We start from the raw sequence: 20,789 nt of genomic DNA on the forward strand, positions 1-20,789 counted from the left end.
GACTCGAAGCGGTCCTTTAGAAGCATGGACGACGAACTCAATTCTCAACTCAAACCGCTGCGCGAACGCATCGACGCGATCGACGCGCAGCTCATCGCGCTGCTGAATCAGCGCGCGGCGGTCGCACTCGAAGTCGGCGAGGTCAAGAAGCACTTCAACGCGCCCGTGTTTCGTCCGGAGCGCGAGCAGCAGGTAATCGCGCGTCTGCAGGACATGAGCGCAGGCCCGCTCGCCGGCGAACACATCAGCGCGATCTGGCGCGAAATCATGGCCGCGAGCCGCGCGCTCGAAAAGAACATCACGGCCGCGTACCTTGGGCCAGCCGGCACGTATAGCGAACAGGCCATGCACGAGTACTTCGGTCAGTCGATCGAAGGGCTGCCTTGTTCGTCGATCGACGAAGTGTTTCGCTCAGTCGAAGCGGGCGGCGCGGAATTCGGCGTCGTGCCCATCGAAAACTCGACGGAAGGCGCGGTGTCGCGCACGCTCGATCTGCTGCTGCAAACGCAATTGCTGATCGGCGGCGAACTCGCGTTGCCGATCCATCACAATCTGCTCACGCTCAACGGCGGGCTGGCCGGTGTGACGCGCGTGTGCGCGCACGCGCAGGCGCTTGCGCAGTGCCAGCGCTGGCTGGCCACGCACGCGCCGCATGTCGAGCGCCAGGCTGTGTCGAGCAATGCCGAAGCCGCGCGCATGGCGGCGGAAGATCCGACCATCGCGGCCATCGCGGGCGACCGCGCGGCAACGCAATACGGTCTTCAAGTCGCTTACGCGCTGATCCAGGACGACCCGCACAACCGCACCCGCTTTGTGATGATCGGCAAGCAGCCGACGGGCGCAAGCGGCTACGACAAGACGTCGCTGATCGTGTCCGTCGCGAACGAGCCGGGCGCGATGTTCAAGCTGCTCGAACCGCTCGCCCGCCACGGCGTGTCGATGACGCGTTTCGAGTCGCGTCCAGCGCGCGTCGGCACGTGGGAGTATTACTTCTACATCGACGTCGAAGGCCATCGCGACGACGCGTCCGTTACAGCCGCGCTCGCCGATCTAGGCCAGAAAGCAGACTTCCTGAAGATTCTCGGCTCGTATCCGCGGGCCCGCTGATAGGTCCGACGTCTCGTTTCGCAAACATTTCGCAACTAATAAGCAAGTCCAGGAATTATCCGGAGATACACATGGCAACGTCTTTCGGTCCGTCCTACGTTCGCGCGATCGCGCCTTATGTGGCTGGCAAGCCGATTTCGGAAGTCGCGCGCGAATTTGGGCTGGACGAAGCGCGTATCGTAAAGCTCGCATCGAACGAGAATCCGCTCGGCATGCCGGAGTCCGCGAAAACGGCGATGGCGCAGGCGGCGAGCGAACTCGGCCGCTATCCGGACGCGAACGCGTTCGAACTGAAGGCCGCACTTTCGGCGCAATACGACGTGCCCGCTGACTGGATCACGCTCGGCAACGGCAGCAACGATATTCTCGAACTCGCCGCGCATGCGTTTGTCGAGAAGAATCAGTCGGTGGTCTACGCGCAATACTCGTTCGCCGTCTACGCGCTGGCGACGCAAGGCCTCGGCGCGCGCGCGATCGTCGTGCCCGCCGTGGAGTACGGCCACGATCTCGACGCGATGCTCGCCGCGATCAGCGACGACACGCGCCTCGTTTTCGTCGCAAATCCGAACAATCCGACGGGCACGTTCATCGACGGCGCGACGATCGAAGCCTTCCTGTCGAAGGTGCCGCGCCACGTCGCCGTGGTGCTCGACGAGGCGTACACGGAATATCTGAGCGCGGACAAGCGCTATGACTCGATCGCGTGGGTGCGCCGCTATCCGAACCTGCTGGTGTCGCGCACGTTCTCGAAGGCGTTCGGCCTCGCCGGTCTGCGTGTCGGCTTTGCCATCGCGCAGCCGGAACTGACCGATCTGATGAACCGTCTGCGTCAGCCGTTCAATGTGAACACGCTCGCGCAAGCGGCCGCGATCGCCGCGCTGAACGACAAGCCGTTCCTGCAAAAGAGCGCCGAATTGAATGCGCAAGGCTATCTCCGCCTGACGCAAGCGTTCGACAAGCTCGGTCTCGAATACGTGCCGTCGCACGGCAACTTCGTGCTGGTACGCGTCGGTAACGACGACGGCGCGGGTAACCGCGTGAATCTCGAATTGCTGAAGCAGGGCGTGATCGTGCGGCCGGTGGGCAGCTACGGCCTGCCGCAGTGGCTGCGCGTGACGATCGGCCTGCCGGAAGAAAACGAGGCGTTCATCGCGGCGCTCGAAAAGACGCTGGCGACGGCCTGAGCGTTTCAATGCAATCCACGCGCCTCGAAAACAGCGAGGCGCGTTTTTTCTGTGACTGACGTGGCAGCGTTCTCTTTCGACAAACTGGTGATTTTCGGCGTCGGGCTGATCGGCGGATCGCTTGCGCGCGCGCTGCGCGAACGCGGCGACGTGGGCGGCGAGCGGCGGGTGATTGGCGTGGGACGGTCGGCTGCATCGACGGAGCGCGCGCTCGAACTGGGCGTGATCGACGCGAGCGCGTCGCTCGCCGACGACGCCGCGCTGCGGGCCGCGCTGAACGGCGCCGACGTAGTGCTGCTTGCGGCGCCCGTCGCGCAGACGCAGCCCTTGCTGGAACGCATCGCGCCGTTTCTCGACCCGTCGACGATCGTCACCGACGCTGGCAGCACGAAGTCGGACGTCGTTGCTGCGGCGCGCGCGGCGCTGGGCGAGCGCATCGGCCAGTTCGTGCCCGGTCATCCGATCGCGGGCCGGGAATCGAGCGGCGTCGACGCCGCGTTGCCCGATCTGTACGTGAACCGCAACGTCGTGCTGTGCGCGTTGCCGGAGAACCAACAGGCTTGCGTCGACCGTATTGCCGCGATGTGGCGCGCCACGGGCGCCAGCGTACACGCGATGCCGGCGGATCAGCATGACCGCGTGTTCGCGTCGGTCAGCCATTTGCCGCACGTGTTGTCGTTCGCGCTCGTTGAGCAAATTCTCAATTCATCCGATGCCGCGCTGAAGTTCTCCTTCGCGGCGGGCGGTTTCCGCGACTTCACGCGGATTGCCGCGTCGAGCCCGGAAATGTGGCGCGACGTCTGCGTGGCGAATCGCGCGGCGCTGCTCGATGAGATCGACGGCTACACGGCGGTGCTGGCGCGTCTACGCAGCGCGATCGAAGCCGGCGACGGCGCGACGCTCGAAGCCGTGTTCGCCCGCTCGCGCGCGGCGCGCAGCGAATGGCAGGAACGCGCAACGCCAACGCAAAAAGCGTCGCCCGAACGCTCAGCAACCGACGACGCGTCGAAATAACTGGACACTGGAATTCACATGGAACATCTCGATCTCGGACCATTTTCCCGTGCGTCCGGCACCGTCCGTCTGCCCGGCTCGAAGAGCATCTCGAACCGTGTGCTGCTGCTCGCGGCTTTGTCCGAGGGCGAGACGACGATCGCGAATCTGCTCGATTCCGACGACACGCGCGTGATGCTCGACGCGCTCGAAAAGCTCGGCGTGAAGGTCAAGCGTGACGGTGACACCTGCGTCGTGACGGGCACGCGCGGTGCGCTCCCCGCGGCGCGCGCGGATCTGTTCCTCGGCAACGCGGGCACGGCGGTTCGGCCGCTGACGGCTGCGCTTGCCGTGAACGGCGGCGACTACCGGATTCACGGCGTGCCGCGCATGCACGAGCGGCCGATCGGCGATCTGGTCGACGGGCTGCGGCAGATAGGCGCGAAGATCGATTACGAAGAGAACGAAGGCTTTCCGCCGCTGCGCATCCGTCCCGCGCAGATTTCCGTCGATGCCCCCATCCGCGTGCGCGGCGACGTGTCGAGCCAGTTCCTGACGGCGCTTCTGATGACGCTGCCGCTCGTGAAAACGGAAAGCGGCGTGACGATCGTCGAAGTGGCGGGCGAGCTGATTTCGAAGCCGTATATCGAGATCACGATCGCGCTGATGGCGCGCTTCGGTATCAAGGTCGAGCGGCTCGGCTGGGAGCGCTTCACGATTCCGAACGGCGTGCGTTACCAGTCGCCGGGCAAGATCATGGTCGAAGGCGACGCGTCGTCGGCCTCATATTTTCTCGCGGCGGGCGCGCTGGGCGGTGGACCGCTGCGCGTCGAAGGCGTGGGGCGCGCGAGCATCCAGGGCGACGTCGGCTTCGCGACGGCGCTGATGAAGATGGGCGCGAACGTCACGATGGGCGACGACTGGATCGAAGTGCGCGGCGTCGGCAACGACCACGGCAAGCTCGATCCCATCGACATGGATTTCAACCTGATTCCCGACGCGGCCATGACGATCGCCGTCGCCGCGCTGTTCGCCGACGGCACGTCGACGCTGCGCAACATTGCGAGCTGGCGGGTGAAGGAAACCGACCGCATCGCCGCGATGGCGACCGAGCTGCGCAAAGTGGGCGCGAAGGTGCAGGAGGGCGAGGATTTCCTCGTCGTTACGCCCCCTGAAAAGCTGACGCCGAACGCCGCAATCGACACTTACGACGATCACCGCATGGCGATGTGCTTCTCGCTGGTGAGCCTCGGCGGCGTGCCCGTGCGGATCAACGACCCGAAATGCGTCGGCAAGACGTTCCCCGACTATTTCGAGCGCTTCCTCGCGCTCGCCCAACCCTGACCCGTCTTGACAACATTCGCTGCCTGTTCCCACGGGCGACTTTCTCGATGAAACCGACCCGTCCCTTTCACCAGACGCCCGTCATCACGATCGACGGCCCGACCGCATCCGGCAAAGGCACCGTGGCCGCCGTGGTGGCCGCCGAACTTGGCTTCCACCTGCTGGACAGCGGCGCGCTGTACCGGCTCGCGGCGCTCGCCAGCGTGCGCTACAACATCGCCGCCGACGACGCCGACGCCCTTGCAAACCTGATCGGCGAGCTCCATATCACCTTCCGCGAGGGCATCGCGCAACTGGACGGCGTCGACGTATCGACCGACATCCGCGCCGAGAAAGTCGGCAACCGGGCCTCGGCAATCGCCGTTCATGCGCCCGTTAGAGCCGCTCTGGTGGCCCGTCAGCGGGCCTTTCGCAAGCAGCCGGGCCTGGTCGCAGACGGCCGCGACATGGGCACGGTGATCTTTCCGGACGCCGTTCTGAAGGTGTTTTTGACGGCTAGCGTCGAGGCTCGCGCGGCCCGCCGGCATAAGCAATTGATCCAAAAAGGATTTTCTGCTAATATGGATGACTTGCTCCGGGATTTGCGTGAACGCGACGAGCGCGACAGCAAGCGCACAGCCGCGCCGCTCAAGCCCGCAGCGGATGCACAGCTCCTCGATACCTCGGCATTGTCGATCGACCAGGCGGTCGAGCAGGTGACGCAGTGGTACAAGGCGCTGGTTCCGCAAAGCTGAACGCGGAATCTTGCATCGAAGTGTTTTTTTGTTGTTGTGTAGGTGCCTCGTGAGCAACACGAAGCGATCGTTTAACCCTTAACCCCGTATGGCTTTCGCTCCTTTGCCGTAGTGATGAACCGTGATGGTTCACCTGACGCTGCGAAAATCATGCAAATTCAGATTTTTATGTCCGACCTGCAAACCTCTACCCCGAATACCGAATCTTTTGCGGCTCTGTTCGAAGAGTCGCTGACCAAGCAAGACATGCGCGCTGGCGAAGTGATCTCCGCCGAAGTCGTGCGTGTAGACCACAACTTCGTGGTCGTCAACGCTGGTCTCAAGTCCGAAGCCTACATCCCGCTCGAAGAGTTCCTGAATGACGCGGGCGAGGTAGAAGTGCAGGCGGGCGACTTCGTTTCCGTCGCGATCGACGCGCTGGAAAACGGCTACGGCGACACCATCCTGTCGCGCGACAAGGCGAAGCGTCTGGCTTCGTGGCTGTCGCTGGAAAAGGCCCTCGACAACAACGAACTCGTGACGGGCACCATCACGGGCAAGGTCAAGGGCGGCATGACCGTCATGGTCAACGGCATTCGCGCATTCCTGCCGGGCTCGCTGGTCGACACGCGCCCTGTCAAGGATACGACGCCGTACGAAGGCAAGACGCTGGAATTCCGCGTCATCAAGCTGGACCGCAAGCGTAACAACGTGGTGCTGTCGCGCCGCGCTGTGATTGAAGCGACGCAAGGCGAAGAGCGCGCAAAGCTGCTCGAGACGCTGAAGGAAGGCGCGATCGTCGAAGGCGTGGTCAAGAACATCACCGACTACGGCGCGTTCGTGGATCTGGGCGGTATCGACGGCCTGCTGCACATCACCGACATCGCATGGCGTCGCGTGCGTCACCCGTCGGAAGTTCTGTCGGTTGGCCAGGAAGTCACGGCAAAGATCCTCAAGTTCGATCAAGAGAAGAACCGCGTTTCGCTCGGTATCAAGCAACTGGGCGACGATCCGTGGGAAGGCATCTCGCGCCGTTACCCGTCGGGCACGCGCCTGTTCGGTAAGGTCACCAACATCACCGACTACGGCGCATTCGTCGAAGTCGAATCGGGCATCGAAGGCCTGGTTCACGTGTCGGAAATGGACTGGACGAACAAGAACGTTGCACCGTCGAAGGTTGTTCAGCTGGGCGACGAAGTCGAAGTCATGGTTCTCGAAATCGACGAAGACCGCCGCCGTATCAGCCTCGGCATGAAGCAATGCAAGCCGAACCCGTGGGACGACTTCAGCCGCAACTTCAAGAAGGGCGACAAGCTGCAAGGCGCAATCAAGTCGATCACCGACTTCGGCGTCTTCATCGGTCTGCCTGGCGGCATCGACGGTCTGGTTCACCTGTCGGACCTGTCGTGGAGCGAAACGGGCGAAGAAGCTGTCCGCAAGTACAAGAAGGGCGACGAAGTGGAAGCGATCGTTCTCGGCATCGACGTCGAGAAGGAACGTATTTCGCTGGGTATCAAGCAGCTCGAAGGCGACCCGTTCAGCAACTTCGTTGCAATGAACGACAAGGGTTCGATCGTTGACGGCGTGGTCAAGACGGTTGACGCGAAGGGTGCAGTGGTTCAGCTGACGGCTGACGTCGAAGGCTACCTGCGCGCTTCGGAAATCGCACAAGACCGCGTGGAAGACGCTCGCAACGTGCTGAAGGAAGGCGACAAGGTCAATGCGATGATCATCAACATCGACCGCAAGTCGCGTGGCATCAACCTGTCGATCAAGGCCAAGGATTCGGCTGAGCAACAGGAAGCGATTCGCGGCCTGGCAGCTGACACCAGCTCGGCAGCCAGCGGCACGACGAACCTGGGCGCGCTGCTGAAGGCCAAGCTCGACGGCCAGAACCAGTAAGCCTTAAGGGGTCTGCTGCAGTATGACCAAATCAGAATTGGTCGCCCAGCTGGCTACGCGATTTCCGCAACTTGTCCTCAAGGATGCGGATTTCGCGGTGAAGACGATGCTCGATGCGATGTCGGACGCTCTGGCGAACGGCCATCGCATCGAAATTCGCGGCTTCGGCAGCTTTGGCCTGAACCGCCGTCCATCCCGCGTCGGGCGCAACCCGAAGTCGGGCGAAAAGGTGTTGGTGCCGGAGAAATTCGTGCCGCACTTCAAGCCTGGCAAGGAATTGCGTGAGCGCGTCGATCGTCGTGCGGGCGAGCCTTTGAAAGCTGAATCCGCGGACGACGATCTTTAAGCTGGCTCTGTGTTGTATTCGCAGTCCAGGTCGAAGCTCGCCGTGGCTAGTCAGTCAGACGGCATTGACCAGAAAAAGCGCCTTAGGGCGCTTTTTTTTCGTCCGTTGCCGGGACCTTGGACGCTGCAACTGAGCGTACGAGGACATAGTTGACACTTCTCCCGGTCGCGCTCGAATCAGCCTTGTGCGATCCATCAATGCGCGCAAGGCAATGCATTAACCCGCCGATTGCGCACCATTTTCAAGCGGATAAACGACAGTAAGGCATCGTGATCCGCACGGCTGTGCCAGTCGACATAGGCTTCATTTACAATACGGGTCACTTCGGCGCGGGCAAACACCGTGGCGCGACGCGTCATCAAGCCGGCGTCATCCCGCAACCGCCGTCAAGAGATCAATACATGAAATTTATCGTCTGGCTGATTCGCGTGCTGGTGTTCGTGCTGCTGCTGGTGCTTGCACTGTCCAATACGCAAAGCGCTACGCTGAATTTCCTAGCCGGGTATTCGTGGCAGGCGCCGTTGATTCTGATCGGCCTCGCGTTCTTCGTCGTGGGTCTGCTGGCCGGTCTGGTGTCGTCGCTGCCGGCGATGTTCCGGCTGCGGATGGAAAACGGCCGGCTCAAGCGCGAACTGCGAGTGGCGCGCGAAACGCCCGCTGTCGTCGAAGAGCCGCCTATGCCGCCGCTCATCTAGCCCTTTCACGCCGCGCGCCACTCGCGCGGCCTCTTTCGCACTCCGCACATTCGCATGGATCTAGACCTCTGGTGGCTGCTCGTCATACCCGTCGCGTTCGCGTTCGGCTGGGTGGCTGCGCGTTACGACCTCAAGGCGCTGTTGTCCGAAAGCGCCAACCTGCCGCGTTCTTATTTTCGCGGACTAAACTTTCTGTTGAACGAGCAGCCGGACCAGGCCATCGACGCCTTCATCGAAGTCGTCAAGCTCGATCCGGAAACGATTGAACTGCACTTTGCGCTCGGCAACCTGTTCCGCCGCCGCGGTGAAACGGATCGCGCGATCCGCGTGCATCAGAACCTGCTGAGCCGCGCGGACTTGCCCGTTAACGAGCGCGATCATGCGCTGTACGAACTCGGGCAGGACTTCCTGAAGGCGGGCCTGCTGGACCGCGCGGAAGAGACGTTCAAGGCGCTGCAATCGGGCGACTACGCACTTGGCGCGCAGCGCTCGCTGCTCACGATCTATCAGATCGAGAAGGACTGGAACAAGTCGATCGACACCGCGCGCCGGCTTGAAACGATGGGCGCCGCATCGCTCGATAAGGAAATCGGCCACTTCCATTGCGAACTCGCACAGGAAGCGCTGCAGCAGAAGAAGCCGGACGAAGCCCGCCGTCAGCTGGATCTCGCGTTGAAGGCTTATCCGCAGAACGTGCGTGCGACGATCCTGTTCGGCGACGTCGATGCGGCGGCTGGCGAGCATGAAAAGGCGATCGCGCAGTGGCTGCACGTGGAGCAACAGAATGCGGCGTATCTGCCGCTCGTCGCTGAAAAGCTGATGAAGGCCTACGAAGCGCTTGGCCGTCAGGAAGCGGGCGCCGACCTGCTGACGTCGTGGGTGGACCGTTATCCGTCGAACGATCTGCTCGACGTTGCGTATCAGCACGTGTCGGCGCTGCGCGGTCCCGAAGCGGCGCACGCGCTCGCGCGCACGCAGATGCAGAAGTCGCCGAATCTCGCCGGCATGACGCGCCTGCTCGAAGCGCAGCAGGCGGTGGCCGAAGAGCCGCGCCGCAGCGAACTGGAGCTGATGCGCACGCTGATCCGTCAGCGCACCAAAAATCTGCCACGGTACACGTGCCAGAATTGCGGCTTCAGGGCGCGCCTGTTCTATTGGCAGTGTCCGGGCTGCAGCGGTTGGGAAAGCTATGCGCCGCGCCGCGTCGAGCCGATCACGGCGTCGAGCTGAGGTCAGGCACCCGCATGAACGCAGGCAGCAAAGCCGTCACGCAGCATCGAAGCGTCGAACATTGAACCGGCTCCATCTACCGGGAAGCGTATGAAAATCACTATTATCGGCACGGGTTACGTAGGCCTTGTCACGGGCGCATGTCTTGCCGAAGTCGGCAACGACGTTTTCTGTCTGGACGTCGATCCACGCAAGATCGACATTCTCAACAACGGCGGCATGCCGATTCACGAGCCGGGCCTGCGGGAGATCATCGCGCGTTCGCGCGCGGCGGGGCGCATCACGTTTTCGACCGATGTCGAAGCGAGTGTCGCGCACGGTGAAATCCAGTTCATCGCCGTGGGCACGCCGCCCGACGAAGACGGTTCCGCCGACCTGCAATACGTGCTCGAAGCGGCGCGCAACATCGGCCGCACGATGAACGGCTTCAAGGTGATCGTCGACAAGTCGACGGTGCCCGTCGGCACTGCGCAGCGCGTGCGCGCGGTGATCGCGGAAGAGCTGGAGAAGCGCGGTCTCGCGGATAGTACGCAGCATCGCTTTTCGATCGTGTCGAATCCGGAGTTCCTGAAGGAAGGCGCAGCTGTCGACGACTTCATGCGTCCCGATCGCATCGTCGTCGGCGTCGACAATGACGAAGACGGTGACAAGGCGCGCGAGAAGATCCGCCGCCTGTACGCACCGTTCAACCGCAATCACGAGCGCACGCTTTACATGGACGTGCGCTCGGCCGAATTCACGAAGTACGCGGCCAACGCGATGCTTGCCACGCGCATCTCGTTTATGAACGAGATGGCGAATCTGGCCGACACCGTTGGTGCGGACATCGAAGCGGTGCGCCGCGGCATCGGCTCGGACCCGCGGATCGGCTATCACTTCCTGTATGCGGGCGTCGGTTACGGCGGCTCGTGTTTCCCGAAGGACGTGCAGGCACTGATCCGCACGGGCAGCGAGATGGGCCACAGCCTGCGCATTCTGGAAGCCGTCGAAGAAGTGAACCACGAGCAGAAGGAAGTGCTGGTGCGCAAGATCACGGACGCGCTCGGCGACGATCTCAGCAGCCGCACGTTCGCCGTGTGGGGTCTGTCGTTCAAGCCGAACACCGACGACATGCGCGAGGCGCCCAGCCGCCGCGTGATCGCGCAACTGCTCGCGCGCGGCGCGACGGTGCGTGCGTACGATCCTGTCGCGACGTCGGAGGCAAAGCGCGTGTTCGCACTCGATCTGGCCAGCGCGCCCGACCACCAGGCGCGCCTGCACTTCACGAGCACGCAGGACGAGACGCTCGCGGGTGCCGATGCACTCGTCATCGTCACGGAATGGAAGGAATTCAAGAGCCCGGACTTCACGCATCTGAAGGCCGAGCTGAAAACGCCGTTGATTTTCGACGGCCGCAATCTGTATGAGCCCGAGGCGATGTCCGAACTCGGCATCGACTATCACTCGATTGGACGTCCGTATGCACGACCCGCTGAACATTCATCCGACTCCGACCGTACCTGAAGGCGCGACGCTCGCGCCCGAAGTGGGCGTCATCGCGCGCGAGCGGCTGGCGGCGGCCCGTGTGCTGGTCGTCGGCGACGTGATGCTGGACCGTTACTGGTTCGGCGACGTCAATCGCATTTCACCGGAAGCGCCCGTGCCCGTCGTGCTGGTGCAAAAGCAGGAAGACCGGCTGGGTGGCGCGGCGAACGTCGCGCGCAACGCTGCGGCGCTCGGCGCGCAGGCGGGCCTGCTGTGTGTGGTCGGACACGACGAGCCGGGCGAGCGCGTCGTGCAACTGCTTGGCGATAGCGGCGTCGCGCCGTATCTCGAGCGCGACCCGGAACTACCGACGACGATCAAGCTGCGCGTGCTGTCGCGTCAGCAACAGCTGCTGCGCGTCGACTTCGAAAAGGCGCCCGCGCACGAAGCGCTGCTCGCGGGCCTCGCGCGTTACGACTCGCTATTGCCGACCCATGACGTGATTCTGATGTCGGACTACGCGAAGGGTGGCCTCACGCACGTCACGCAGATGATCGCGAAGGCGCGCGCAGCGGGCAAGCCGGTGCTGGTCGATCCGAAGGGCGACGACTGGGAGCGATATCGCGGCGCGACGCTGATCACGCCGAACCGGGCGGAGTTGCGCGAAGTGGTCGGGCAGTGGAAATCCGAAGCCGATTTGCACGCGCGCGTGGCGAAGCTGCGCGCCGAGCTCGACCTGAAAGCGCTGCTGCTCACGCGCTCGGAAGAGGGCATGACGCTCTTCTCCGACGAGGGCGTCTTGCACGCGGCGGCTGTAGCTCGCGAAGTGTATGATGTGTCCGGCGCAGGCGACACCGTGATCGCGACGCTCGCCGTGATGCTCGGCGCGGGCCTGCCGCTCGACGAAGCCGTGTCGCTCGCGAATCGCGCAGCGGGGATCGTGGTCGCCAAGCTCGGCACGGCCACCGTCGACTACGACGAACTCTTTCATCATTGATGCCGCGCGCGCCAGCTTGATCGCGCGGCGCGCGGTTCATCTCCGCATCCGTTGACTCTCTTCACAGCAGGACGATCATGACACTCATCGTCACCGGCGCGGCTGGTTTTATCGGCAGCAATATCGTCAAGGCGCTCAACGAGCGCGGCGAAGACCGCATCATCGCCGTCGACAATCTGACGCGCGCCGACAAATTCAAGAATCTCGTCGACTGCGAAATCGACGACTATCTCGACAAGACCGAATTCGTCGAACGCTTTGCGCGCGGCGACTTCGGCAAGGTGCGCGCGATTTTCCACGAAGGCGCCTGCTCGGACACGATGGAAACCGACGGCCGCTACATGATGGACAACAACTTCCGCTATAGCCGCGCGGTGCTCGATGCGTGTCTCGCGCAAGGCGTGCAGTTTCTGTATGCGTCGTCGGCGGCGACGTACGGTGGATCGACGCGCTTCGTCGAAGAGCGCGAAGTCGAAGCGCCGCTCAACGTGTACGGCTATTCGAAGTTCCTGTTCGACCAGGTGATCCGCCGCGTGCTGCCCACGGCGAAGAGCCAGATTGCCGGCTTTCGTTACTTCAACGTGTACGGGCAGCGCGAAGCGCACAAGGGGCGCATGGCGTCCGTCGCGTTTCATAACTTCAACCAGTTCCGCGCCGAAGGCAAAGTCAAGCTGTTCGGCGAGTACAACGGCTACGCAGCGGGCGAGCAGACGCGCGATTTCGTATCCGTCGAAGACGTGGCGAAGGTCAACCTGTATTTCTTCGATCATCCGGAGAAGTCGGGCATCTTCAATCTGGGCAGCGGACGCGCGCAGCCGTTCAACGATATCGCGTCGACGGTCGTCAACACGCTGCGCGTGCTCGACGGTGAAGTCGCGTTGTCGCTCGCGGAACTGGTGCAGCGTGGGCTGATCGAATACGTCCCGTTCCCCGATGCACTGCGCGGCAAGTATCAGTGCTTTACGCAGGCTGACCAGACGAAGCTGCGCGCAGCGGGCTACGACGCGCCGTTCCTGACCGTGCAGGAAGGCGTCGACCGCTACGTGCGTTGGCTATTCGGCCAGGTGTAAATCGTTCGTACACCTCTCTACACTGGAGTCTCCCGGTTGGTGATCGTCACCAGCCGGTGTTTCAGGGAGATTCCACATGTTCAAAAAAATCCTCGTTACGGCGGCCATGCTCGCCGCTTTCGGCCAGGCGTTTGCGTCGGTCGACGTCAATTCGGCTAACGAATCCGCGCTGCGCGGCATCAAGGGCATTGGTCCCGCGAAGGCCAAGGCCATTCTCGACGAACGCGCGGCGCACGGTCCGTTCAAGGACGCGGCGGATCTCAGCAAGCGGGTCAAGGGTCTGGGCGGTCATACCGTCGAGCGTCTGCAGGCTGAGGGCCTCGCTGTCGGCACGTCGGGCGCTGGTGCGACGGCTGTCGCTGCTGCTGGCGCACAGGCTGCGGGGCCGAACACGAAAGCCGCGCCCGCTGCGAAGAACGACACGGCAGTGGTGGTCAAGAAGTAGCCTATTGATCTGACCGCATTAAGCGGGCGCCCGATGCGGGTCTCCGCGTGCGGAGGGCGTTCGTTCTGAGCTTCGACTCTTCATGGGCGGGGTTGCCACAAACCTCCCTTCAGCCGTCATTCAGATGACTGGCTCCCGCGGCAGATCCAGCCTGCCGCGGTTTTTTGCGTTTCTGCGGGCGCCTCGCAAGACGACAAAGCGGCCCGATGGCATCCATGCGCGCATCAGGGGCTGCCGGCAGCACGACGCCCGGTAGTTTAGAATCGATAGATTCAAGACTTCGCGCACCGTCACAGCACGCACCGATATGGCTTACAAAACGATTGAAGACACGATCGGCAATACGCCCCTCATTCAGCTCGTCCGTCTCGTGGACGACGACATCCGCGCCCGCAACAACGTCGTGCTGGGCAAGCTGGAGGGCAACAATCCGGCCGGTTCGGTGAAAGACCGCCCGGCGCTTTCGATGATCAAGAAAGCGGAGCAGCGCGGACGCATCAAGCCGGGCGACACGCTGGTCGAAGCGACGAGCGGCAACACGGGCATCGCGCTCGCGATGGCGGCGGCGATCAAGGGCTACAAGATGATCCTGATCATGCCCGAGGACCTGTCGCTGGAGCGTCGTCAGAGCATGGCCGCATATGGCGCGCAGATCCTGCTGACGCCCGTCACGGGCGGCATGGAGTACGCGCGCGATCTCGCCGAGCAGATGCAGCGCGAAGGCAAGGGCATCATCCTCGACCAGTTCGCCAATCCGGACAATCCGCTCGCGCACTACGAAGCGACGGGCCCCGAAATCTGGCGCGACACGGAAGGCCGCATCACGCACTTCGTGTCGGCGATGGGCACGACGGGCACGATCATGGGCGTGTCGCAGTATCTGAAAGAACAGAATCCGGGAATCGAAATTATCGGTGCGCAGCCGGAAGAGGGCTCGCGCATTCCGGGCATCCGCAAATGGCCGGAAGCGTATCTGCCGAAAATTTTCGACCGTAGCCGCGTCGATCGCGTCGAGAACGTGAGCCAGGCGGCGTCGGAGGCGATGGCGCGCCGGATGGCGGCTGTCGAAGGCGTGTTCTGCGGTATTTCGTCGGCGGGCGCGTGCGAAGTGGCGCTGCGCATCGCGCGCCAGGTCGAGAACGCGACGATCGTGTTCATCGTCTGCGATCGCGGCGACCGTTATCTGTCGACGGGTGTGTTCCCTGCCTGACGCGACTCGCCGCGTGCGGCGATGTCCGCAAAAGAAAACGCCGGCGGAAGCCGGCGTTTTCGCATGGATTGAAAACGTGCGCGACTATTGCGACTCTGCGGGCGTCGACGCATTGCCGGCTTCCGTCGCGGCCATCTGCGCCTTCACGCGCTCGCCGAGCTGATACACGGCCAGCGCATAGAAAAAGCTGCGGTTATAGCGCGTGAGCACGTAGAAGTTCTTCAGGCCCAGCGTGTATTCCGTCGGCCGGCCTGGCGAAGGCAGATCGACCACGGTAACGGGCGTGCCCGCTTCCGTGCGCGTATCGAGGCCCGGCTCGTTCATCAGCATGCCCGCCTTCAGCAGTTGCTGCAGCGACCAGCGCGGCTCCGGCGCGCCCGTCGCGGCCGCTTGCGCGATGCCGAGGCTGCCCGTATCGGTGGCGATATTCCACACGACGGGGCGGCCCGTTTCCCAGCCATTCTTGTTCAGATAATTCGCGACGCTGCCGATCGCATCGGCTTGGCTCGTGCGCAGATCGATCCGCTTGTTGCCGTCGTAATCGACCGCGTACTGGACGATGCTGCTCGGCAGAAACTGCGGAATGCCGATCGCGCCCGTGTACGAACCGAGCACGGTAGTCGGATCGATTTGAGAATCGCGCGTCCACACCAGGTAGTCTTCGAGATTCTTGCGGAACGTCATCATCCGGTCCGCGCGATTCGGCGTGTTCGGGTAATCGAACGAGAGCGTGGTCAGCGCGTCGAGCACGCGGAAGTTGCCCATGTAGCGCCCATAGATCGTCTCGACGCCGATAATCCCGACGATCACTTCGGGCGGCACGCCATATTGCTCGTACGCGCGTTGCAGCGTCGCCTGATTCGCGCGCCAGAATTTCACGCCCGCGTTGATGCGTACCGGATCGAGAAAGCGCCCCTGATACACGCGCCAGTTCTTGACCGACGGCGTCGGCGACGGCGTCACGAGCTTCACGGCAGTCGCCGAATAGCTGACGCGCGCGAACAGCGCGTGCAGTGCCGCCGGATCGAAGCCCTGACGCGCGGCCATGTCGTTGATGAACGAATCGACATCGGCGTTGTTCGCGTAGCGCTGCGGCACGATCTCTTCTTCGAACGTCTGTCCTTGCGCCGGTTGCTCGGGCTGCGCCTGCGCGAGCTGCACGCGCGGCTTGCTGACAGTCTGCGCCGAAGCCGGGCCGACTCCCGCGAACGCGCACCATGCGATGGACAGTGCGGCGGCTACAGTCGTTGCGCGTAGCCGAAATGGTGCGGACGGAGCAAGCTTGACGGTCATGGTGAACTGGGATGTGGGCGGGCAAAAAAAGTTACGGGGCAGTATACCCGACGGGGTTCGCGAAACTGTGCAGAAGCGTTGCGGCATCACGGTCTCGGCGCATCGTGTGGTAACTTCGTAGTATTCGCGCAACCTGCTTGCGTCAATGGACGGAGACATGCAATGCGCTTTCGCACTTCGCGAGGCGCGCTGCCCGAAATCAACACATGGCAACCGGTTTCTTTTCACACCCAGACTGTCTGCAACATGAGATGGGTCAATGGCATCCCGAATGCCCCGCCCGGCTGCAGGCAATCGAAGACCAACTGATCGCGAGCCGCATCGGCGAGCTGATCGAGCGCGAGTCCGCACCGCTTGCCGACGAAGCCGCGCTGTTGCGCGTGCATACGAAGGCACACGTTGACTACCTCCGCGAGCGCGCGCCGAGCGAGGGCTACGCGGAAATCGATCCCGACACGTCGATGAACCCGCATACGTGGAACGCCGCGTTGCGCGCAGCGGGCGCGGCTGTCGCGGCGACGGATGCCGTGATCGAAGGCCGTTACGACAATGCGTTTTGCAGCGTGCGGCCGCCTGGCCATCACGCGGAACCGGCGCGCGCGATGGGCTTCTGCTTTTTCAACAACGTCGCGATTGCCGCGCGGCACGCGCTCGAAGTGCATGGCCTCGAACGCGTCGCGATCATCGATTTCGACGTGCATCACGGCAACGGCACCGAGGCCGCTTTTTCCAACGACCCGCGCGTGCTGATGTGCAGCATCTTCCAGCATCCGTTTTACCCGTTCACGGGCGCCGACAATCAGTCGCCGAACATGTGCAATGTGCCGATCGCCGCGCGCTCGAAGGGCATGGTCGTGCGCGAGGCCGTCGACATGATCTGGCTGCCGCGTCTCGACGCATTCAAGCCGCAGATGCTGTTCGTATCGGCGGGTTTCGACGCGCACCGTGAAGACGATCTCGGCAATATGGCGCTCGTCGAGGACGATTACGCGTGGATCACGGAGCAGATCCGTCAGGTCGCTGCGAAGCACGCGAAAGGGCGCATCGTCAGCTGTCTGGAAGGCGGCTACAACCTGTCGGCGCTCGGACGCAGCGTCGTCGCGCACGTGCGGGCGCTTGCCGAGATCTGAAGACGGGCGGCGCGCATCGGAAGAGAGGCCATCACATCATGAGTGCAGACGCAGCGGCTCCACTGATCGAAGTCACGCAAGACGCTTATGACCTGCGCGGCGTCGTGCGTCTCACGCTGAACCGTCCGGATGCGTTCAACGCGCTTTCCGAGGCGCTGCTCGACGGCATGCAGACCCATCTCGCCGATATCGCAAAGAGCGACGCGCGCGTCGTCGTGATCGCGGGCGCGGGCCGCGCGTTTTGCGCCGGGCACGATCTGAAGGAAATGCGCGCGGCGCCGTCGCTCGACTATTACCAGTCGCTGTTCGCGCGCTGCACGAAGATGATGCTGTCGATCCAGCGCCTGCCGCAGCCGGTGATCGCACGCGTGCATGGCACGGCGACGGCGGCGGGCTGTCAGCTCGTCGCGATGTGCGATCTCGCCATCGCGGCGGATACTGCGCGCTTCGCCGTGTCGGGCGTCAATCTCGGGCTGTTTTGCGCGACGCCGTCGGTGCCGCTGTCGCGCAATCTGTCGCGTAAGGCCGCGCTCGAAATGCTGCTGACGGGCGACTTCATCGACGCGATGGCAGCGAAGCAGCAAGGCCTCGTGAATCGCGTGGTGCCGCTCGACATGCTCGATGCCGAAGTCGCCGCGCTCGCGAAGAGCATTTGCGCGAAGCCGCGCGCGGCGGTCGAAGCGGGCAAGGGGCTGTTCTACCGGCAGCTCGAGATGGGCATCGAAGCCGCGTATCAACTGGCCGGGCAGACGATGGCCTGCAACATGATGGACGAGTCGGCGCTCGAAGGCGTGCAGGCGTTCATCGACAAACGGCCGCCCAACTGGCCGCACACGTCGGGCCGTTAGGCCAGCTTATTCCGACCGCTTCAAAATCCACGCGATGAGCGCGCCGATCACGCGCTCGCGGTCGAGATCGTTCATCGTCTCGTGATAGCTGCCTTCGTAGAGCGTCAGCGTCTTGTCGGGCGAACCGGCATGCGCGCCGAAGTCTCGGCTGCCGTTGGGCTCGGTGAGTTTGTCGGCCGTGCCGTGCCAGATCAGAAGCGGCGTGCGCAGGCCCACGCGTCCGCGTTCGATGCGCTGCATCGCGAGCAGCAGTTCGGCGCCCGTGCGCGCGGGAATCGCGCCGTGATGCACGAGGGGATCGTTGCGGTTCGCATCGACCACGCTCGGGTCGCGCGACAGCAGCGCTGCGTCGATTTTCATCGCCGGGAAGCTGGGCCACGCGCGGCTGATCTTCTGGCTCAGCGCCAGCATCCAGCGCGGCACGTCGCGACCCGGCGCGAGCGCGGGGCTGGACAGAATCAGTCCGTTCAAATGGCGTCGTTGCGCCGCCGGCTTTTCGATCGCGTATAGCGCCGCGATTGCGCCACCCATGCTGTGGCCCATCAGGAACAGCGGGCCGTCGTTGCGGGCGGCCTCGGTGACGAGTGCGTCGGCATCGAGCAGATACTCGTCGAAGCGTTCGATCCACGCGCGCCGTCCCGGCGCATCGCCATGGCCGCGCAGATCGATAGCGATCAGTTCGATCCCATTCGCATTGAGTGCCTGCGCGAGCGACGCGTACCGTCCCGCATGTTCGGCGAGACCGTGGATCAGCGCGACCGTCGCGCAGCGCAGCCCCGCCGCGCGCCAGCGATAGAGCGGCAGTTCGAGGCCGTCGCGCGTGAGGGTCACCGTGCGTTCAGGGTTCCGCGCGGCGGAAGCGGCGGCTTGGGAGGTCTCCATTAGCATTCGTCCGATGTTTTTAGGTTGCGCTCGATCATAGCGGCATGCGCATGACCGTTCGCACCCGATGAAACGGAGCCATCCTCTAATTCCACTGTGTTATGAAAGATGACGAATTGATTATTAAAGGATATGACACGACTGCGGTAAAATTGCCGGCTCAAATCCCAATAAAAGTCACGGCGGCCGGTGCCCGGGGCGTACACGCTCGATGGCAAGTCCGCCGTTTCGTTTTTCATGATCGAACTACGCAACCTATCGCAGCGTTTTCCGGGGCCACGGGGCTGGATCGAAGCGCTGCACAACGTCAACCTGTCGATTCCTCGCGGTGAGGTGTTCGGCATCATCGGACGCAGCGGCGCGGGCAAGAGCACTCTGGTCCGCACGATCAACCTGCTGACGCGCCCGACAGAAGGCAATGTCGTCATCGACGACCGCGATCTCACGACCATGCCCGCCGCGCAGCTGCGCGAGGCGCGCCGCGAGATCGGCATGATCTTCCAGCACTTCAATTTGCTGTCGTCACGCACGGTGTACGACAACGTCGCGCTGCCGCTCGAACTGGCTGGCATGAAGCGCGCGGAAATCGAGGCGCATGTGCTGCCGCTCCTTGATCTGGTCGGCTTGTCGGCGCAGAAGGATCGCTATCCGTCGCAGATCAGCGGCGGGCAGAAGCAGCGCGTCGGCATTGCCCGCGCGCTCGCGAGCAAGCCAAAGGTCCTGCTCTCCGACGAAGCCACGTCCGCGCTCGACCCCGAAACGACGCGCGCGATTCTCGATCTGCTCAAGCGCATCAATCGCGAATTGAAGCTGACCATCGTGCTGATTACGCACCAGATGGAAGTCATCAAGCAGGTGTGCGACCGCGTCGCGGTGCTCGACAACGGCCGCGTGGTCGAAGAGGGCAAGGTCATCGACGTGTTCCTGCAACCGCACCACGAAGTCACGCGCGCGCTGATCGGCGACGTGATCGCCCAGGAGTTGCCGCCTGCGATGAAGGCGCGCGTCGCCGAGCGTCTGAAGACGGGCAGCGGCCATTTGCTGCGGCTCGCGTTCACGGGTTCGGGCGTCGATCAGCCGATTCTTTCGGAGACGATCCGCCGCTACGAACTGGACTTCAACATCCTGCACGGCCAGATCGACGAGATCCAGGGGCAGGCGTTCGGCTCGCTCGCGGTCCTCGCAGGCGGCGAGCCGACGAAGGTGGCGCAGGCGCTGACGTATCTGCGCGAACAGGGCGTGGTGGTCGAGGAGTTGTCGTATGTTGAGTGAAATGTTCGATATGTTCGTGCAGTCGTTCTGGGAGACGCTGATCATGGTCGGCATCTCGGGACTGATCGGCGCGGCCGTCGGCCTGCCGCTCGGCGTGCTGCTCTATCTGACCGACCGCCAGGGCGTGCTGCAGAACATCGCCGCCAATCGCGTGATGGGCGTGGTCGTCAATGCCGTGCGCTCGACGCCGTTCATCATTCTGCTCGTCGCGGTGATTCCGTTTACGCGGCTGGTCGTCGGTTCGTCGATCGGTACGGCGGCGGCTGTCGTGCCGCTGACGATCGCCGCCGCGCCGTTCATCGCGCGGCTCGTCGAGACGGCGCTGCGTGAAGTCGATCGCGGGCTGATCGAGGCTGCGCAGGCAATGGGCGCGACCACCTCGCAGATCGTGTTCAAGGTGCTGTTGCCGGAGTCGCTGCCGGGCATCATCGCGGGTCTGACGATCACGTTTGTCTCGCTGGTCGGTTATTCGGCGATGGCGGGCGCGATTGGCGGCGGCGGTCTGGGCGACCTTGGCATCCGCTACGGGTATCAACGTTTTCTGCCGGAAGTGATGGTGACGGTCGTCGTGATCCTGATCGTCTTCGTGCAACTGGTGCAGTCGTTCGGGGATTGGCTCGTGCGTCGTTTGAGCCACAAATAAACAACTTTCAAAAAGACAAAG

22 protein-coding genes are annotated in these 20,789 nt (G+C 63.3%); 18 read left to right on the forward strand and 4 right to left on the reverse strand.

Going from position 1 to position 20,789, the window contains the following annotated elements; translation table 11 throughout:
• Window positions 1-24 precede the first annotated feature (24 nt).
• The 7 genes from pheA (at window position 25) to C2L65_RS03960 (ending at window position 7,589) form a co-directional block, all read left to right on the forward strand.
• Window positions 25-1,107: a prephenate dehydratase gene (pheA, locus tag C2L65_RS03930; protein WP_007576436.1), complete on the forward strand. Its 1,083-nt coding sequence runs from the start codon at window positions 25-27 to the stop codon at window positions 1,105-1,107.
• Between the two features lie 71 nt (window positions 1,108-1,178).
• Window positions 1,179-2,291, forward strand: coding sequence for a histidinol-phosphate transaminase (gene hisC / locus C2L65_RS03935; protein ID WP_042314503.1), 1,113 nt, complete (start codon window positions 1,179-1,181; stop codon window positions 2,289-2,291).
• Window positions 2,292-2,342: 51 nt separating this feature from the next.
• Window positions 2,343-3,305 carry a prephenate dehydrogenase gene (locus C2L65_RS03940; RefSeq protein ID WP_042314504.1) on the forward strand — a complete coding sequence of 321 codons (963 nt, stop codon included), beginning with the start codon at window positions 2,343-2,345 and terminating at the stop codon, window positions 3,303-3,305.
• A gap of 18 nt (window positions 3,306-3,323) precedes the next feature.
• Window positions 3,324-4,628 carry a 3-phosphoshikimate 1-carboxyvinyltransferase gene (gene aroA, locus C2L65_RS03945; RefSeq protein WP_042314505.1) on the forward strand — a complete coding sequence of 435 codons (1,305 nt, stop codon included), beginning with the start codon at window positions 3,324-3,326 and terminating at the stop codon, window positions 4,626-4,628.
• A 47-nt stretch (window positions 4,629-4,675) separates the two neighbouring features.
• The gene (gene cmk / locus C2L65_RS03950) at window positions 4,676-5,362 is read left to right on the forward strand and encodes a (d)CMP kinase (RefSeq protein ID WP_042314506.1); all 687 of its coding nucleotides are present in this window, start codon (window positions 4,676-4,678) and stop codon (window positions 5,360-5,362) included.
• Between the two features lie 150 nt (window positions 5,363-5,512).
• Window positions 5,513-7,243 carry a 30S ribosomal protein S1 gene (gene rpsA / locus C2L65_RS03955; RefSeq protein WP_035990054.1) on the forward strand — a complete coding sequence of 577 codons (1,731 nt, stop codon included), beginning with the start codon at window positions 5,513-5,515 and terminating at the stop codon, window positions 7,241-7,243.
• Between the two features lie 22 nt (window positions 7,244-7,265).
• On the forward strand, window positions 7,266-7,589 hold the full coding sequence (locus C2L65_RS03960) for an integration host factor subunit beta (RefSeq protein ID WP_042314507.1): 324 nt from the start codon (window positions 7,266-7,268) through the stop codon (window positions 7,587-7,589).
• A 194-nt stretch (window positions 7,590-7,783) separates the two neighbouring features.
• Here the strand turns inward: C2L65_RS03960 and C2L65_RS45365 are convergent, their stop codons facing one another.
• On the reverse strand, window positions 7,784-7,951 hold the full coding sequence (locus tag C2L65_RS45365; RefSeq protein ID WP_156132387.1) for a hypothetical protein: 168 nt from the start codon (window positions 7,949-7,951) through the stop codon (window positions 7,784-7,786).
• Between the two features lie 39 nt (window positions 7,952-7,990).
• On the opposite strand from C2L65_RS45365, the gene C2L65_RS03965 reads away from it, so the two are divergent.
• The 7 genes from C2L65_RS03965 to cysM all read left to right on the forward strand — a co-directional run bounded on the left by C2L65_RS03965 (window position 7,991) and on the right by cysM (window position 14,700).
• On the forward strand, window positions 7,991-8,284 hold the full coding sequence (locus C2L65_RS03965; protein WP_007576449.1) for a LapA family protein: 294 nt from the start codon (window positions 7,991-7,993) through the stop codon (window positions 8,282-8,284).
• 54 nt (window positions 8,285-8,338) lie between these two features.
• Entirely contained in the window at window positions 8,339-9,514 is a 1,176-nt protein-coding gene (gene lapB / locus C2L65_RS03970; protein ID WP_042314508.1) for a lipopolysaccharide assembly protein LapB, read from the forward strand.
• A gap of 90 nt (window positions 9,515-9,604) precedes the next feature.
• Window positions 9,605-11,017 carry a UDP-glucose dehydrogenase family protein gene (locus C2L65_RS03975; protein WP_042314509.1) on the forward strand — a complete coding sequence of 471 codons (1,413 nt, stop codon included), beginning with the start codon at window positions 9,605-9,607 and terminating at the stop codon, window positions 11,015-11,017.
• A complete protein-coding gene (gene rfaE1 / locus C2L65_RS03980; RefSeq protein ID WP_052426999.1) occupies window positions 10,974-11,975 on the forward strand; it encodes a D-glycero-beta-D-manno-heptose-7-phosphate kinase in 1,002 nt (333 codons plus the stop codon). Before C2L65_RS03975 ends, rfaE1 begins: the two co-directional genes overlap by 44 nt.
• A gap of 77 nt (window positions 11,976-12,052) precedes the next feature.
• A complete protein-coding gene (gene rfaD, locus C2L65_RS03985; RefSeq protein WP_007576456.1) occupies window positions 12,053-13,045 on the forward strand; it encodes an ADP-glyceromanno-heptose 6-epimerase in 993 nt (330 codons plus the stop codon).
• A 76-nt stretch (window positions 13,046-13,121) separates the two neighbouring features.
• On the forward strand, window positions 13,122-13,490 hold the full coding sequence (locus C2L65_RS03990) for a ComEA family DNA-binding protein (protein ID WP_042314510.1): 369 nt from the start codon (window positions 13,122-13,124) through the stop codon (window positions 13,488-13,490).
• 307 nt (window positions 13,491-13,797) lie between these two features.
• Entirely contained in the window at window positions 13,798-14,700 is a 903-nt protein-coding gene (cysM, locus tag C2L65_RS03995) for a cysteine synthase CysM (RefSeq protein WP_042314511.1), read from the forward strand.
• An 84-nt stretch (window positions 14,701-14,784) separates the two neighbouring features.
• Here the strand turns inward: cysM and mltB are convergent, their stop codons facing one another.
• Entirely contained in the window at window positions 14,785-15,993 is a 1,209-nt protein-coding gene (gene mltB / locus C2L65_RS04000; RefSeq protein ID WP_042314512.1) for a lytic murein transglycosylase B, read from the reverse strand.
• 206 nt (window positions 15,994-16,199) lie between these two features.
• Between mltB and C2L65_RS04005 the strand changes: the two genes are divergently transcribed.
• Together C2L65_RS04005 and C2L65_RS04010 are read left to right on the forward strand one after the other, a co-directional pair.
• Window positions 16,200-17,123, forward strand: a complete 924-nt coding sequence (locus C2L65_RS04005) for a histone deacetylase family protein (RefSeq protein ID WP_042314513.1) — start codon at window positions 16,200-16,202, stop codon at window positions 17,121-17,123.
• Window positions 17,124-17,161: 38 nt separating this feature from the next.
• Window positions 17,162-17,971, forward strand: a complete 810-nt coding sequence (locus C2L65_RS04010; RefSeq protein WP_042314514.1) for an enoyl-CoA hydratase — start codon at window positions 17,162-17,164, stop codon at window positions 17,969-17,971.
• Between the two features lie 6 nt (window positions 17,972-17,977).
• Here C2L65_RS04010 and C2L65_RS04015 read toward each other — a convergent pair whose 3' ends face one another.
• Together C2L65_RS04015 and C2L65_RS45370 are read right to left on the reverse strand one after the other, a co-directional pair.
• On the reverse strand, window positions 17,978-18,853 hold the full coding sequence (locus C2L65_RS04015; protein ID WP_042314515.1) for an alpha/beta hydrolase: 876 nt from the start codon (window positions 18,851-18,853) through the stop codon (window positions 17,978-17,980).
• Window positions 18,853-19,092 carry a hypothetical protein gene (locus C2L65_RS45370; RefSeq protein WP_156132388.1) on the reverse strand — a complete coding sequence of 80 codons (240 nt, stop codon included), beginning with the start codon at window positions 19,090-19,092 and terminating at the stop codon, window positions 18,853-18,855. Before C2L65_RS45370 ends, C2L65_RS04015 begins: the two co-directional genes overlap by 1 nt.
• Between C2L65_RS45370 and C2L65_RS04020 the strand changes: the two genes are divergently transcribed.
• Complete coding sequence (locus tag C2L65_RS04020) at window positions 19,091-20,125, forward strand: methionine ABC transporter ATP-binding protein (protein WP_042314534.1); 1,035 nt, start codon at window positions 19,091-19,093, stop codon at window positions 20,123-20,125. The two genes, C2L65_RS45370 and C2L65_RS04020, sit on opposite strands and share 2 nt — an antisense overlap.
• The gene (locus C2L65_RS04025; RefSeq protein WP_042314535.1) at window positions 20,115-20,768 is read left to right on the forward strand and encodes a methionine ABC transporter permease; all 654 of its coding nucleotides are present in this window, start codon (window positions 20,115-20,117) and stop codon (window positions 20,766-20,768) included. Before C2L65_RS04020 ends, C2L65_RS04025 begins: the two co-directional genes overlap by 11 nt.
• The last annotated feature ends 21 nt before the right edge of the window (window positions 20,769-20,789 follow it).

The sequence above is a fragment of the Paraburkholderia terrae genome, from assembly GCF_002902925.1.
Taxonomy (GTDB): domain Bacteria; phylum Pseudomonadota; class Gammaproteobacteria; order Burkholderiales; family Burkholderiaceae; genus Paraburkholderia; species Paraburkholderia terrae.

What these genes read in the sequence shown, in the direction of transcription:
- C2L65_RS03965 (WP_007576449.1), top strand. Translation starts at nt 7,991, where the DNA reads ATGAAATTTATCGTCTGGCTGATTCGCGTGCTGGTGTTCGTGCTGCTG.
- C2L65_RS04020 (WP_042314534.1), top strand. Translation starts at nt 19,091, where the DNA reads ATGATCGAACTACGCAACCTATCGCAGCGTTTTCCGGGGCCACGGGGC.
- cmk (WP_042314506.1), top strand. Translation starts at nt 4,676, where the DNA reads ATGAAACCGACCCGTCCCTTTCACCAGACGCCCGTCATCACGATCGAC.
- C2L65_RS04010 (WP_042314514.1), top strand. Translation starts at nt 17,162, where the DNA reads ATGAGTGCAGACGCAGCGGCTCCACTGATCGAAGTCACGCAAGACGCT.
- C2L65_RS04025 (WP_042314535.1), top strand. Translation starts at nt 20,115, where the DNA reads ATGTTGAGTGAAATGTTCGATATGTTCGTGCAGTCGTTCTGGGAGACG.
- C2L65_RS03975 (WP_042314509.1), top strand. Translation starts at nt 9,605, where the DNA reads ATGAAAATCACTATTATCGGCACGGGTTACGTAGGCCTTGTCACGGGC.
- C2L65_RS03990 (WP_042314510.1), top strand. Translation starts at nt 13,122, where the DNA reads ATGTTCAAAAAAATCCTCGTTACGGCGGCCATGCTCGCCGCTTTCGGC.
- aroA (WP_042314505.1), top strand. Translation starts at nt 3,324, where the DNA reads ATGGAACATCTCGATCTCGGACCATTTTCCCGTGCGTCCGGCACCGTC.
- C2L65_RS04015 (WP_042314515.1), bottom strand. Translation starts at nt 18,853, where the DNA reads ATGGAGACCTCCCAAGCCGCCGCTTCCGCCGCGCGGAACCCTGAACGC.
- rfaE1 (WP_052426999.1), top strand. Translation starts at nt 10,974, where the DNA reads ATGCACGACCCGCTGAACATTCATCCGACTCCGACCGTACCTGAAGGC.
- pheA (WP_007576436.1), top strand. Translation starts at nt 25, where the DNA reads ATGGACGACGAACTCAATTCTCAACTCAAACCGCTGCGCGAACGCATC.
- lapB (WP_042314508.1), top strand. Translation starts at nt 8,339, where the DNA reads ATGGATCTAGACCTCTGGTGGCTGCTCGTCATACCCGTCGCGTTCGCG.
- rpsA (WP_035990054.1), top strand. Translation starts at nt 5,513, where the DNA reads ATGCAAATTCAGATTTTTATGTCCGACCTGCAAACCTCTACCCCGAAT.
- mltB (WP_042314512.1), bottom strand. Translation starts at nt 15,993, where the DNA reads ATGACCGTCAAGCTTGCTCCGTCCGCACCATTTCGGCTACGCGCAACG.
- C2L65_RS04005 (WP_042314513.1), top strand. Translation starts at nt 16,200, where the DNA reads ATGGCAACCGGTTTCTTTTCACACCCAGACTGTCTGCAACATGAGATG.
- hisC (WP_042314503.1), top strand. Translation starts at nt 1,179, where the DNA reads ATGGCAACGTCTTTCGGTCCGTCCTACGTTCGCGCGATCGCGCCTTAT.
- C2L65_RS03960 (WP_042314507.1), top strand. Translation starts at nt 7,266, where the DNA reads ATGACCAAATCAGAATTGGTCGCCCAGCTGGCTACGCGATTTCCGCAA.
- C2L65_RS45370 (WP_156132388.1), bottom strand. Translation starts at nt 19,092, where the DNA reads ATGAAAAACGAAACGGCGGACTTGCCATCGAGCGTGTACGCCCCGGGC.
- rfaD (WP_007576456.1), top strand. Translation starts at nt 12,053, where the DNA reads ATGACACTCATCGTCACCGGCGCGGCTGGTTTTATCGGCAGCAATATC.
- cysM (WP_042314511.1), top strand. Translation starts at nt 13,798, where the DNA reads ATGGCTTACAAAACGATTGAAGACACGATCGGCAATACGCCCCTCATT.